The sequence below is a fragment of the Streptomyces boluensis genome (genome assembly GCF_009908195.1).
GTDB classification, from domain to species: domain Bacteria; phylum Actinomycetota; class Actinomycetes; order Streptomycetales; family Streptomycetaceae; genus Streptomyces; species Streptomyces boluensis.
Genome location: NZ_JAAAHS010000187.1, coordinates 1 through 14,368 on the forward strand (window position 1 = coordinate 1; position 14,368 = coordinate 14,368).

11 protein-coding genes are annotated in these 14,368 nt (G+C 67.0%); all 11 read left to right on the plus strand.

The window, feature by feature from the left end:
- The first annotated feature begins 350 nt into the window (after positions 1–350).
- The gene (gene typA, locus GUY60_RS22140; protein ID WP_161700532.1) at positions 351–2,258 is read left to right on the plus strand and encodes a translational GTPase TypA; all 1,908 of its coding nucleotides are present in this window, start codon (positions 351–353) and stop codon (positions 2,256–2,258) included.
- A gap of 488 nt (positions 2,259–2,746) precedes the next feature.
- The gene (locus GUY60_RS22145; RefSeq protein ID WP_161700534.1) at positions 2,747–4,387 is read left to right on the plus strand and encodes a peptide ABC transporter substrate-binding protein; all 1,641 of its coding nucleotides are present in this window, start codon (positions 2,747–2,749) and stop codon (positions 4,385–4,387) included.
- A 154-nt stretch (positions 4,388–4,541) separates the two neighbouring features.
- Positions 4,542–5,468: an ABC transporter permease gene (locus tag GUY60_RS22150; RefSeq protein WP_161700536.1), complete on the plus strand. Its 927-nt coding sequence runs from the start codon at positions 4,542–4,544 to the stop codon at positions 5,466–5,468.
- Complete coding sequence (locus GUY60_RS22155; RefSeq protein WP_161700538.1) at positions 5,461–6,408, plus strand: ABC transporter permease; 948 nt, start codon at positions 5,461–5,463, stop codon at positions 6,406–6,408. The genes GUY60_RS22150 and GUY60_RS22155 overlap by 8 nt, the downstream gene beginning before the upstream one ends.
- A gap of 11 nt (positions 6,409–6,419) precedes the next feature.
- Positions 6,420–7,478, plus strand: a complete 1,059-nt coding sequence (locus GUY60_RS22160; RefSeq protein ID WP_161700540.1) for an ABC transporter ATP-binding protein — start codon at positions 6,420–6,422, stop codon at positions 7,476–7,478.
- The gene (locus GUY60_RS22165) at positions 7,471–8,622 is read left to right on the plus strand and encodes an ABC transporter ATP-binding protein (protein WP_161700542.1); all 1,152 of its coding nucleotides are present in this window, start codon (positions 7,471–7,473) and stop codon (positions 8,620–8,622) included. Before GUY60_RS22160 ends, GUY60_RS22165 begins: the two co-directional genes overlap by 8 nt.
- Before the next feature lie 174 nt (positions 8,623–8,796).
- Positions 8,797–10,416 carry a peptide ABC transporter substrate-binding protein gene (locus tag GUY60_RS22170; RefSeq protein WP_161700544.1) on the plus strand — a complete coding sequence of 540 codons (1,620 nt, stop codon included), beginning with the start codon at positions 8,797–8,799 and terminating at the stop codon, positions 10,414–10,416.
- 31 nt (positions 10,417–10,447) lie between these two features.
- Complete coding sequence (locus GUY60_RS22175; RefSeq protein ID WP_161700546.1) at positions 10,448–11,371, plus strand: ABC transporter permease; 924 nt, start codon at positions 10,448–10,450, stop codon at positions 11,369–11,371.
- Positions 11,364–12,341 carry an ABC transporter permease gene (locus GUY60_RS22180; protein ID WP_161700548.1) on the plus strand — a complete coding sequence of 326 codons (978 nt, stop codon included), beginning with the start codon at positions 11,364–11,366 and terminating at the stop codon, positions 12,339–12,341. Before GUY60_RS22175 ends, GUY60_RS22180 begins: the two co-directional genes overlap by 8 nt.
- Before the next feature lie 5 nt (positions 12,342–12,346).
- Positions 12,347–13,333, plus strand: coding sequence for an ABC transporter ATP-binding protein (locus GUY60_RS22185; RefSeq protein WP_161700550.1), 987 nt, complete (start codon positions 12,347–12,349; stop codon positions 13,331–13,333).
- Positions 13,323–14,368 (plus strand): ABC transporter ATP-binding protein (locus GUY60_RS22190; protein WP_161700552.1); only part of this gene is annotated, 1,046 nt, incomplete at its 3' end. The genes GUY60_RS22185 and GUY60_RS22190, both read left to right, overlap by 11 nt.

The following is a 14,368-nucleotide window of genomic DNA, read 5'->3' on the forward strand; positions in this document are numbered from 1 at the left end:
GGCTCCGCCCCCGGACCCCCGCTCCTCAAACGCCGGAGGGGCTGAATTTTCCGGACCGGGGCTGAATTTGCTGCGCTGGAGCTGAAAAGGTCAGCCCAGAATCAGCCCGTCCGGCGTTTGAGGACGAGCCCGGAGGGCGATCGGCGGTGCGGTGGGCCGCGGGGCGTGTCGAAGTAGGGGCCAAGGGGGACGTACCCCCAGCTCAGACGCCCCGAGCAACCCCGACCGTGCCGCCCCCGCGAGGTCCACGTACGATGGGGTGAGGCCGTGGCGTGTTCAGCCCGGCAGGGACCGCGTACCGGACCGTACGCAACTGGCCCTCCACTCTTCTTGGGAGAAGCGCAGCTCGTATGCCCACGCGCCATGACATTCGTAACGTCGCCATCGTCGCTCACGTCGACCACGGCAAGACGACCATCGTCGACGCCATGCTCAAGCAGGCCGGTGCCTTCGCCGCGCACGCCGCCGAGTCGCTCGACGACCGCATGATGGACTCGAACGACCTGGAGCGTGAGAAGGGCATCACGATCCTGGCCAAGAACACGGCCGTCAAGTACCACCCCAAGGATGGCGGCGAGGCCATCACGATCAACATCATCGACACCCCCGGCCACGCCGACTTCGGTGGTGAGGTCGAGCGCGGCCTGTCGATGGTGGACGCGGTCGTGCTGCTCGTCGACGCCTCCGAGGGCCCGCTGCCGCAGACGCGCTTCGTGCTCCGCAAGGCCCTTCAGCAGCGGCTGCCCGTCATCCTCTGCATCAACAAGACGGACCGCCCGGACTCCCGGATCGACGAGGTCGTCAACGAGACGTACGACCTCTTCCTCGACCTGGACGCCGACGAGGACCAGATCGAGTTCCCGATCGTCTACGCCTGTGGCCGTGACGGCGTCGCCTCGCTGACCAAGCCGGAGGACGGCACCGTCCCGGCCGACAGCGACAGCCTGGAGCCGTTCTTCACCACGCTGCTCCAGCACGTCCCCGCGCCGGAGTACGACGAGGGCGGCCCGCTGCAGGCGCACGTCACCAACCTCGACGCCGACAACTTCCTCGGCCGTATCGCGCTGCTCCGCGTCGAGCAGGGCGAGCTGCGCAAGGGCCAGACCGTGGCCTGGATGAAGCGCGACGGTTCGGTCTCGAACGTCCGCATCTCCGAGCTGATGATGACCGAGGCGCTCACCCGCAAGCCCGCCGAGGTGGCCGGCCCCGGTGACATCTGTGCCGTCGCCGGTATCCCGGACATCATGATCGGCGAGACCCTGGCCGACCCGGAGAACCCGGTCGCGCTGCCGCTCATCACGGTGGACGAGCCGGCCATCTCCATGACCATCGGCGCCAACACCTCGCCGCTGGTCGGCCGCGGCAGCTCCGGCAAGGGCGCGGACGCCAAGGCCTCGGTCAAGGACCGCAAGGTGACGGCCCGCCAGGTCAAGGACCGTCTGGACCGCGAGCTGATCGGTAACGTCTCGCTGCGCGTCCTCGACACCGAGCGCCCGGACGCCTGGGAGGTGCAGGGCCGCGGTGAGCTGGCGCTCGCCATCCTGGTCGAGCAGATGCGCCGTGAGGGCTTCGAGCTGACCATCGGCAAGCCGCAGGTCGTCACGCAGGAGATCGACGGCAAGACCCACGAGCCGGTCGAGCGCATGACGATCGACGTGCCCGAGGAGCACATGGGCGCCGTCACCCAGCTCATGGGTGTCCGCAAGGGCCGCATGGACAACATGTCGAACCACGGCTCCGGCTGGGTCCGTCTGGAGTTCGTCGTCCCGTCGCGTGGCCTCATCGGCTTCCGTACGGAGTTCCTCACCAACACCCGCGGTACGGGTATCGCGCACTCGATCCACGAGGGCCACGAGCCGTGGTTCGGCACCCTGCAGACCCGTAACAACGGTTCGCTGGTCGCCGACCGCGCCGGTTCGGTCACGCCGTTCGCGATGATCAACCTGCAGGAGCGCGGTGTCCTGTTCACCGAGCCCGGCACCGAGGTGTACGAGGGCATGATCGTCGGCGAGAACTCGCGCTCCGACGACATGGACGTGAACATCACCAAGGAGAAGAAGCTCACCAACATGCGTGCGGCTTCCGCGGACACCACCGAGAACGTGGTGCCGGCCCGCAAGCTCTCCCTGGAGCAGTGCCTGGAGTTCTGCCGCGACGACGAGTGCGTCGAGGTGACCCCGGAGGCCGTGCGTATCCGCAAGGTCAACCTGGACAAGACCACGCGTGCCCGCGCCGCCTCGCGCGCCAAGAACAGCTAAAGGCAGCCGCCAGCGGCTTTCCGACTGGCCCGACTCGACGCCCAACTTCGGCGTAGGGTCGGGCCATTCGGTGTTTTCGGGGCGGATTTCGGAGTAGGGTCTACGCGCCTTGAACGGTCCTTGCGCGGTTCGGCGCGTACCGCGGTTCGCGCAACTGATTTTGTCTCACCGGCCGTCCGGATTCCGGACGTTGCTGACCGATAGATGTGTAACGAGTCCGTTTCGCGGCCATCTATCTCGGATCGGTTTGTCCAGATTTCGGAAGATGTACACGTCAGGTGTGATCGAACCGAGACCAAAAGACTGTGGCCGGGTCGTAGCCCATGGCTAATAGTTGAGCGCGTAGAGCTCGGGTCAATGGGTCACGCGCTGTGGGGAGCGCCGACTCACGAGCACACGGGGTACATCAACTCTCGCCGTCAGGGGTGTCGGTGGGATTTCTCGTGCCCCCTCTTGTAGTGAACAAGTGGACTCATGAGGAGGAACCCATGCGCGGTGCCAAGAGCGCCAAGTGGGTCGCGATAGCCGGCGTCGTCGCACTGGGCGCGACCGCCTGTGGCGGTGGCGGCGAAGCGGGCAGTGACGACATGAACAAGGGGTCCGCCGACCCGAAGGGCATCGTCACCGCCCAGCTGAGCGAGCCGCAGAACCCCCTGCAGCCCGCCAACGCCAAGGAGAGCCAGGGCTCCCGTGTCCTGCGCACCGTGTTCGCCACGCTCGTCGACTACGAGCCCGGCACCGGCAAGCTGCAGTACATCAACGCCGAGTCGGTCGAGCCCAACAAGGACTCCTCCGTCTGGACCGTGAAGCTCAAGAAGGGCTGGAAGTTCCACGACGGCACCCCGGTCACCGCGCAGTCGTACATCGACTCGTGGAACTGGTCGGCCAACGTCAAGAACAACCAGACCAACTCCAGCTGGTTCCAGGACATCAAGGGCTACGAGGACGTCCACCCGGAGAAGGGTGACCCCAAGGCCGACAAGATGTCCGGCCTGAAGGCCGTCGACGAGACCACCTTCACCATCAGCCTCAACGGCCCGGTGTCGTACTTCTCGTACAAGCTCGGCTACGACGTGTGGGCCCCGCTCCCGGAGTCCTTCTTCAAGGACCCGAAGGCCGCGGGCGAGAAGCCGATCGGCAACGGCCCCTACAAGTTCGTCTCGTGGGACCACAACAAGCTGATCAAGGTCCGCAAGAACGCGGACTACAAGGGTCCGAACGCCGCGAAGAACGGCGGCATCGACTTCAAGAACTACACGACCGCGGACGCCGCTTACTCGGACCTGCGCTCGGACAACCTGGACTGGATCGAGCAGGTCCCGACCACCGCGCTCACCAACTACAAGCAGGACCTGGGCAAGCGCGCGATCGACGAGGAGTACTCCTCGATCCAGACGATCGTCCCGGCCTTCTACGGCAAGCAGTTCAAGGACATCGACCCGAAGGTCATCCAGGGTCTGTCCATGGCGATCAACCGTGAGCAGATCACCAAGACGGTGCTGCACAACTCCCGTACCCCGGCCGACTCGTTCGTCGCCCGTGGTGTGATCGGCTACAAGGCCGGTGCCGCCGGGGACATCGTCAAGTTCGACCCGAAGAAGGCCAAGGCCCTCATCAAGGAGGGTGGCGGCGTCCCGGGCAACAAGCTCTCGATCCAGTACAACGCCGACCAGGACCACAAGCCCTGGGTCGACGCGGTCTGCAACTCCATCAAGCAGGCCACCGGTGTCGAGTGCGTGGGCGCCTCCAAGCCGACCTTCCAGGCCGACCTGAACGCGCGTGACAAGAAGCAGGTCAAGTCCTTCTACCGCAGTGGCTGGGTGCTCGACTACCCGGTCAACTCGAACTTCATGAGGGACCTGTACGGCACCACCGCCGCCGGTAACACCAGCGGTTACTCCAACAAGGAGTTCGACGAGCTGGCCGCCAAGGCGGACAAGGCTCCGACCCTTGAGGAGACGGTGAAGCTGTACCAGGAGGCCGAGCAGCTCCTCGTCAAGGACATGCCGGGCATCCCGCTGTGGTTCTACAAGGTCAACAGCGGCCAGTCGACCAACGTCTTCGGCAAGATCCCCTACGGCCAGGACGGCGACCCGATCTTCACCGACATCCAGGTGAAGAAGAAGTAAGTTCCGGGACCGCAGGCCCGAACCGCCGCGCCCTCTTCGACAGGGCGCGGCGGTATCGGGCCGTAGGCGTAGGCCCGTAACTCTCCACCCCCCACCCGCGGTTGATGAAGAGTGCTGGCCGTCGCGACGGGACCCCTCACGGCATGGAGGCATGATGGGGCGCTACGCCGCCAGGCGACTGCTCCAGATGATCCCGATCTTCGTCGGGACGACTCTGTTGATTTTCCTCATGGTCCACATCCTTCCCGGAGATCCCATCCGGGCGATGTGGGGCGACAAGGCGGCCGACCCCGCTCAGGTCGCCGCACTGCGCCATGAGTTCGGGCTCGATCAGCCCGTATGGAAGCAGTACATCGACTACATGCTGAATCTCTTCCAGGGAGATTTCGGCAAGACCTTCGGTGGCCGTCAGGTCATCGACGTGATGACCGAGGCGTTCCCGGTGACGCTCCGGCTCACCCTGCTCGCCATCACCATCGAGATCATCGTCGGCATCGGACTCGGTGCCTGGGCGGGACTCAAGGCGGGCAAGGCCGCCGACTCGGGCGTGCTCATCTTCACGCTCCTGGTCATCTCGATCCCGGTGTTCGTGCTCGGCTACCTCGCGCGCTTCGTCCTCGCGGACGAGCTCGGCTGGCTGCCGCCGAACGTCCAGGACTCCACGAATCTCGCCGAGTTGTTCCTGCCGGCCTTCGTCCTCGCCATGCTCTCCATGGCGTACGTGGCCCGGCTGACCCGGACGACCTTCGCGGAGAACCTGCGCGCCGACTACATGCGCACCGCGCTCGCCAAGGGCCTGCCGCGGCGCCGCATCGTGGGCGTGCACCTGCTGCGGAACTCGCTGATCCCGGTGATCACCTTCATCGGCACGGACGTCGGCGGCTTCATCGGCGGCGCCGTCATCACCGAGGGCATCTTCAACGTGCAGGGCATCGGCAACCTGCTCTTCCGGGCGATCCAGACGAGCGAGGGCAGCACGATCGTCGGTGTGGTGACGGTCCTCGTCCTCGTCATTCTCGTGATCAATCTCGTCATCGACCTGCTGTACGCGGTCCTGGACCCGAGGATCCGGTATGCCTGACACCTCATCGACCACGCTCACGGCAACCGAGGAGACCGCGGCCGCCCCGGCCGATGTGGTCAAGACCGAGCAGCGCAAGCCCCGTTCCCTCTGGGGCGACGCGTGGTTCGAGCTGCGGCACCGCCCGATGTTCTGGGTGTCGGCCATCCTGCTCGTGATCCTCCTGCTGATCGCGGCTTTCCCGGGCCTGTTCACCAGCGCCGACCCCACCAAGGGCGACCTGACGAACCACTTCCTGAGCAAGCCCGAGCTGACGCACTTCTTCCAGCCCGACTGGTTCGGTTACGACGGCCAGGGCCGCTCCATCTACGCCCGCGTCATCCACGGCACCCGTAACTCGATCCTCGTCGGCGTGGGCGTCACCGCGGCGGTCACGTTCCTCGGCGGTCTGCTCGGCATGCTGGCGGGCTACTTCGGCGGCCTGATCGACTCGGTCATCTCGCGCCTCACGGACATCTTCTTCGGCATCCCGTTCCTGCTCGGCACGATGGTCGTCCTGAACGCCTTCACCGACCGCAAGGTGTACGTGGTGGTCCTTGCCCTCACCTTCCTCGGCTGGACCTCCATCGCCCGCGTCACCCGCAGTTCGGTGATCACGGCGAAGCAGGCGGACTACGTGACGGCCGCCCGCGCCCTCGGCGCGAGCACCACACGGATGCTGTTCCGGCACGTGATGCCGAACGCCCTCGCGCCGACCATCGTCGTCGCCACGATCGCCCTCGGCGGTTACATCTCGGCGGAAGCGACGCTCTCGTACCTCGGCCTCGGACTCTCCGAGCCGGCGATCTCCTGGGGCATCGACATCTCCGAGGCCTCCAAGGCGATCCGGGACAACCCGCACGCGCTGATGTTCCCGGCCGGAATGCTGACTCTCACGGTCTTCGCGTTCATCATGCTCGGCGACGCGGTCCGCGACGCCCTCGACCCGAAGCTGCGCTGAGGAGGGCGTACGTGACCATCATCGACAAGACCATGAGCGTCCCGGGCCCGCGCGGCGGGTCCGAGTCCGACGGCCCGCTGCTCGAAGTGCGCGACCTGCACGTCGAGTTCCACACCCGAGACGGTGTGGCCAAGGCGGTCAACGGCGTCAACTACACCGTGGACGCGGGCGAGACGCTCGCCGTGCTCGGTGAGTCCGGCTCCGGCAAGTCCGTGACCGCGCAGGCGATCATGGGCATCCTCGACATGCCGCCCGGCCGGATCCCGCAGGGCGAGATCCGCTTCCGCGGCGAGGACATGCTCACCATGTCCAACGAGGAGCGGCGCAAGATCCGCGGCCAGAAGATCGCGATGATCTTCCAGGACGCGCTCTCCGCCCTCAACCCGGTGCTCTCCGTGGGCTATCAGCTCGGCGAGATGTTCCGCGTCCACCAGGGCATGAGCAAGAAGCAGGCCAAGGCCAAGGCCATCGAGCTGATGGACCGGGTGCGGATCCCGGCCGCCAAGGAGCGGGTGAACGACTACCCGCACCAGTTCTCCGGCGGTATGCGCCAGCGCATCATGATCGCCATGGCGATGGCGCTCGAGCCCGACCTGATCATCGCGGACGAGCCCACCACGGCGCTCGACGTGACGGTGCAGGCCCAGGTCATGGACCTCCTCGCTGAGTTGCAGCAGGAGTTCAACATGGGCCTCATCCTGATCACCCACGACCTGGGCGTGGTCGCGGACGTCGCCGACAAGATCGCGGTGATGTACGCGGGCCGGATCGTGGAGACCGCGCCGGTGCACGAGCTGTACAAGCGCCCGGCGCACCCGTACACCCGGGGTCTGCTCGACTCGATCCCGCGCCTGGACCAGAAGGGCCAGGAGCTGTACGCGATCAAGGGCCTGCCGCCCAACCTGACCCGGATTCCCGGGGGCTGCGCCTTCAACCCGCGCTGCCCGAAGGCCGAGGACATCTGCCGTACGGACGTACCCGTCCTGCATCAGGTGTCCGAGCAGGGCGGCGGCGAGATCGCCGGCCGCGGCAGCGCCTGCCACTTCTGGAAGGAGACGATCCATGGCTGAGCTGAACAAGGGCGACGAGCCGATGGACGCGACGCCCAACGTCTCCGAGGTGGACGCGTCCGGCGCCGCGGCGACCGAGAGCGCGGCCGTCGAGGCGATCGAGGCGCCCGTCGAGCGCGGTGAGCCGATCCTTCAGGTGCGCAACCTGGTCAAGCACTTCCCGCTGACCCAGGGCATCGTCCTGAAGCGGCAGATCGGCGCGGTCAAGGCGGTCGACGGGATCTCCTTCGACCTGTACCAGGGCGAGACCCTGGGCATCGTGGGCGAGTCCGGCTGCGGCAAGTCCACCGTGGCCAAGCTGCTCATGCTCCTGGAGAAGGCCACCGCGGGCGAGGTGTACTACAAGGGCCAGGACATCACCCGGCTCTCGGGGCGCGCCCTGAAGGCAGTGCGCCGCAACATCCAGATGGTGTTCCAGGACCCGTACACCTCGCTGAACCCGCGGATGACGGTCGGCGACATCATCGGTGAGCCGTACGAGATCCACCCGGAGGCGGCCCCCAAGGGTGACCGTCGCCGCAAGGTCCAGGACCTCCTGGACGTGGTGGGCCTCAACCCGGAGTACATCAACCGGTACCCGCACCAGTTCTCCGGCGGCCAGCGTCAACGCATCGGTATCGCAAGGGGGTTGGCGCTCAATCCGGAGATCATCATCTGCGACGAGCCGGTCTCCGCGCTCGACGTGTCGGTGCAGGCGCAGGTCATCAACCTGATGGAGAAGCTGCAGGACGAGTTCAACCTCTCGTACCTCTTCATCGCGCACGACCTGTCCATCGTGCGGCACATCTCCGACCGGGTCGGTGTGATGTACCTCGGCAAGATGGCCGAGATCGGCACCGACCAGCAGATCTACGACCACCCGACGCACCCGTACACGCAGGCCCTGCTGTCCGCGGTGCCGGTGCCCGACCCGGAGGCCCGCGAGGGCCGTGAGCGGATCATCCTCACCGGTGACGTCCCCTCTCCGGCGAACCCGCCGTCCGGCTGCCGCTTCCGCACCCGCTGCTGGAAGGCGCAGGACAAGTGCTCCACCGAGGTGCCGCTGCTCGCGGTCCCGGAGCGCTTCAAGGGCGCCGACACCCCGGCGGCGCACGAGTCGGCGTGCCACTTCGCCGAGGAGAAGGACGTGGTGCACGCGGCCTGAGCGTCGACGTACAGCACCCCCCGGAAGCCCGCATCGGGCATCCGGGGGGTTTCTGCGTCTGAGGGGCCAAGGAAGCGGTCGTGGAGATGCGGGCCGTTCAGGGCTGGGGTGTATTGGGCCCTACTGGGGCGTATGTGCCCTGATCGGCAGTCGGCCTGAACGAGGAGGCACTCCATGCGCGGAGCCACGCACGCCAAGTGGGCCGTGTGCGCCGTCTCCGTCGCCCTCGCGGCGACGGCCTGCGGTGGCGGCGGCAGCGATGACGGTGCCGGGATCGTGCGGTCGTCCTGGGGCGACCCGCAGAACCCGATCGAGCCGGCCAACACCAACGAGGTGCAGGGCGGCAAGGTCCTCGACATGCTCTTCCGGGGTCTGAAGCGGTACGACCCGAAGACCGGCGAGGCCCAGGACATGGTCGCCGAGAAGATCGCCACCACCGACCAGCAGAACTTCACGGTCACCCTGAAGGACGGCTGGACGTTCAGCAACGGCGAGAAGGTCACCGCCAAGTCCTTCGTGGACGCCTGGAACTACGGCGCGCACATCGACAGCAAGCAGAACAACTCCCCGTTCTTCGCCAACATCGAGGGGTACGAGGACGTCCACCCGGAGTCCGGGAACGCCAAGGCCAAGACGATGTCGGGCCTGGTCGTGAAGGACGCGAAGACGTTCACGGTCAAGCTGAACGAGAAGTTCTCCAGCTGGCCCGAGACCCTCGGCTACCAGGCGTTCTCCCCGCTGCCCGAGTCCTTCTTCAAGGACCACGAGGCCTGGCTGGAGAAGCCGGTCGGCAACGGCCCGTACACGGTGGACTCGTACACCAAGGGCGCGTCGATGAAGCTGCGCGCGTGGGACGCGTACAAGGGTCCTGACAAGGCGAAGAACGGCGGTGTGGACCTGGTCGTCTACACCGACAACAACACCGCGTACACCGACCTGCTGGCGGGCAACCTCGACCTCGTCGACGACGTGCCGGCCAAGCAGTTGAAGAACGTGAAGGCCGACCTCGCCGACCGGTACATCAACCAGCCCGCGCTGATCATCCAGACCGTGGTCTTCCCGATGTACGACCCGCGGTGGGGCAAACCCGGCATGGAGAAGGTGCGCACGGGCCTGTCCAAGGCGATCAACCGGGACGAGATCACCAAGCAGATCTTCGAGGAGACCCGCACCCCGGCCACCGACTGGACCTCCCCGGCGCTGCACGAGAAGGGCGGCTACAAGGCGGGCCTGTGCGGTGACGCCTGTGAGTACGACCCGGAGCAGGCCAAGAAGCTGATCGAGGAAGGCGGTGGACTGCCGGGCGGCAAGGTCCAGTTGACCTCGAACGTGGACACCGGCTCGCACCGCGAGTGGATGGACGCGGTCTGCAACAGCATCAACAACGCGCTCGGCAAGGGCTCGGTGTGCACGGTGAACCCGGTCGGTACGTTCGCCGACTTCAAGAACCAGCAGTCCAACTTCAAGATGACGGGCCCGTTCCGCTCCGGCTGGCAGGCGGACTACCCGCTGATCCAGAACTTCCTGCAGCCGCTCTACGCGACCGGCGGCTCCTCGAACTACGGCAAGTTCGAGAACAAGGACTTCGACCGGCTCGTCCGCGAGGCCAACCAGGAGAGCGACCAGGCCGCGGCCGTGGCGAAGTTCCAGGACGCCGAGAAGATCCTCGCCGACCAGATGCCGGCCATCCCGCTCTGGTACCAGAACGGCTCCGCGGGCTACTCGGAGCTGGTCTCCGGCGTCCAGCTCAACCAGTTCAGCGTCCCGGTCTACGACCAGATCAAGGTCGACTGACCTTTCGCCGCCCTACGCAGGGAGACCCTTCATGGGACGCTATGTGATCCGGCGGCTGATCCAGATGGCCCCGGTCTTCATCGGCAGTACCTTCCTGATCTTCATGATGGTGTTCGCGCTCGGGGACCCGGTCGCCGCCCTCTTCGGGGACAAGGCGCCGGACCCCGCCACCGCGGCCCGTATCCGCGAGGAGCTCTATCTCGACCAGCCCCTGTGGAAGCAGTACCTGCACTACATGGGGCAGATCTTCCAGGGCGACTTCGGCACCGCGTTCAACGGCCAGCCGGTCACCGAACTCATGGCCGCCGCCTACCCGGTGACGCTGCGGCTCACCATGGTCGCCATCTTCATCGAACTCGTCGTCGGCATCACGCTCGGGGTGCTCAGCGGCCTCAAGAGGGGCCATTTCATCGACAGTTCGGTCCTCGTGCTCACCCTCGTCGTCATCTCCATCCCGACGTTCGTGAGCGGCTATGTGCTGCAGTACCTGTTCGGCGTGAAGTGGGACGTGATCCGGCCGACGGTCTCCGTGGACGCGCCCCTCAACGAGCTGATCCTGCCCGGCATCGTGCTCGCCCTGGTCTCCCTCGCGTACGTGACCCGGCTGACCCGTACGTCCATCGCGGAGAACGTGCGCGCCGACTATCTGCGGACCGCCGTGGCCAAGGGGCTGCCGCGGCGCCGGATCATCACCCGGCATCTGCTGCGGAACTCGCTGATCCCGGTGGTCACGTTCATCGGCACCGACATCGGCTCCCTCATGGGCGGCGCCATCGTCACCGAGACGATCTTCAACATCCATGGCGTCGGCTACCAGATCTACCAAGGCATCCTGCGCAACAACGCCCCCACCGTGGTGGGCTTCGTGACCATCCTGGTGATCGTCTTCCTGATCGCCAACCTGCTCGTCGACCTCCTCTACGCGGTCCTGGACCCGAGGATCCGTTATGCCTGAGCCGTACGACCCGCAGCAGGCCATCGCCCCGTCCGGCGCGGGCGGTGGCATGGATCTGGCGATGAGCGAGGCGGAGACGCTGGAGAAGACGCCGGGCGGGCCGCTGGGCACCGGGCCCGCGGGCAAGCCGCGCAGCCTGTGGTCCGACGCCTGGCACCAACTGCGCCGCAACCCGGTCTTCCTGGTCTCCTCGCTGCTGATCCTGTTCCTGGTGCTCATCTCGATCTGGCCGCAGCTCATCGCCAGCGGCGACCCGAACGAATGCCACCTGGCCGACCGCCAGTTGGGCTCGTCCCCCGGCCACCCCTTCGGCTTCGACAACCAGGGCTGCGACGTCTATACCCGTGTCGTGTACGGGGCCCGCGCCTCCATCACCGTCGGCGTCTGCGCGACCATCGGCGCCGCCCTGCTCGGCAGTCTGCTCGGCGGGCTCGCCGGGTTCTTCGGCGGCTGGTGGGACGCGCTGCTCTCCCGGATCGCCGACATCTTCTTCGGCATCCCGGTGATCCTCGGCGGCCTCGTACTGCTCCAGGTCGTCGTCAGTACGACGGTGTGGCCGGTGGTCGGCTTCATCGTGCTGCTCGGCTGGCCGCAGGTCTCCCGGATCGCCCGCGGCTCGGTGATCACCGCCAAACAGAACGACTACGTGCAGGCCGCGCGGGCCCTCGGCGCCAGCAACGGGCGGATGCTGCTCCGCCATGTCGCGCCCAACGCCGTCGCCCCGGTGATCGTCGTCGCCACCATCGCGCTCGGTACGTACATCGCCCTGGAGGCGACCCTGTCGTTCCTCGGTGTGGGCCTGCGCCCGCCCACCGTCTCCTGGGGCATCGACATCGCCAACGCCGCCCAGTCCATCCGCAACGCCCCGCACATGCTGCTCTGGCCCGCGGGCGCCCTGAGCATCACCGTGCTCGCGTTCATCATGCTCGGCGACGCGGTGCGCGACGCCCTCGACCCGAAGCTGAGGTAGCGCCCATGCCGTTGCTCGAAGTACGTGATCTGCACGTCGAGTTCCACACCCGCGACGGTGTCGCCAAGGCGGTCAACGGGGTGTCCTACTCGGTGGACGCGGGCGAGACGCTCGCCGTGCTCGGTGAGTCCGGCTCAGGCAAGTCCGTGACCGCGCAGGCGATCATGGGCATCCTCGACATCCCGCCCGGCAAGATCACGGGCGGCGAGATCCTCTTCCAGGGCCGTGACCTGCTGAAGCTCAAGGAGGACGAGCGGCGGAAGGTCCGTGGTGCCGAGATGGCGATGATCTTCCAGGACGCGCTGTCGTCCCTGAACCCGGTGCTGTCCGTCGGGGACCAGCTCGGCGAGATGTTCGTCGTGCACCGCGGCATGTCGAAGAAGGACGCGAAGGCCAAGGCGGTCGAGCTGATGGACCGGGTGCGGATCCCGGCCGCGAAGGAGCGGGTCGGGCAGTATCCGCACCAGTTCTCCGGCGGTATGCGCCAGCGCATCATGATCGCCATGGCGATGGCGCTCGAACCCGCGCTGATCATCGCGGACGAGCCCACCACCGCCCTCGACGTGACCGTGCAGGCCCAAGTCATGGACCTCCTGGCCGAGTTGCAGCAGGAGTTCCACATGGGCCTCATCCTGATCACCCACGACCTGGGGGTGGTCGCGGACGTCGCCGACAAGATCGCGGTGATGTACGCGGGGCGCATCGTGGAGCACGCCCCCGTGCACGACATCTACAAGGCCCCGGCCCACCCGTACACCCGGGGTCTGCTCGACTCGATCCCGCGCCTGGACCAGAAGGGCGAGGAGCTGTACGCGATCAAGGGGCTGCCGCCCAACCTGATGGCCATTCCGCCCGGTTGCGCCTTCAACCCGCGCTGCCCGCGCGCCCAGGACATCTGCCGTACGGACGAGCCGCCGCTGTTCCGTGTCACCGAGGACGGGGCACGGCGGAGCGCCTGCCACTTCTGGAGGGAGACGCTGCGTGACGCCTGAACCCGCTGGATCCGCTGAACCCATCCTCGAAGTGCGCGGCCTCGTCAAGTACTTCCCGCTGACCCGGGGCATCCTCTTCAAGAAGCAGGTCGGCGCCGTGAAGGCCGTCGACGGCGTCGACTTCGAGCTGGGCGGCGGCGAGACCCTCGGCATCGTGGGGGAGTCCGGCTGCGGCAAGTCCACCGTGGCGAAGCTCCTGGTGAACCTGGAACGGCCGACGGCCGGAGTGATCCGGTACAAGGGCGAGGACATCACGCGCCTTTCGGGGCGCGCCCTGAAGGCGGTGCGGCGCAACATCCAGATGGTGTTCCAGGACCCTTACACGTCCCTGAACCCGCGGATGACGGTCGGGGACATCATCGGTGAGCCGTACGAGATCCACCCCGAGGCGGCCCCCAAGGGCGACCGGCGGCGCAAGGTCCAGGACCTCCTGGACGTGGTCGGGCTCAACCCGGAGTACATCAACCGGTACCCGCACCAGTTCTCCGGCGGCCAGCGTCAACGCATCGGTATCGCCCGGGGGTTGGCGCTCCGCCCCGAGATCATCGTCGCCGACGAGCCGGTCTCCGCGCTCGACGTGTCGGTGCAGGCGCAGGTCATCAACCTGATGGCGAAGCTGCAGGACGAGTTCGATCTCTCGTACCTCTTCATCGCCCACGACCTGTCCATCGTGCGGCACATCTCCGACCGGGTCGGCGTGATGTACCTCGGCCGGATCGTGGAGATCGGCAGCGACGAGCAGATCTACGCGCACCCCACGCACCCCTATACGCAGGCGCTGCTCTCCGCCGCCCCCGTGCCCGACCCCGAGGCGCGGGAGCGGCGCGGGCGGATCATCCTCAGCGGCGACGTGCCCTCCCCGGCGAACCCGCCCTCCGGGTGCCGGTTCCGCACCCGGTGCTGGAAGGCGCAGGAGAAGTGCGCACGCGAGGTCCCGCTGCTCGCCGTACCGGAGTGGTTCCGCGCTGCCGGCGGACCCGCGGCCCACCCCTCGGCGTGCCACTTCGCGGAGGAGCAACACGTGGCCCCGTCCGG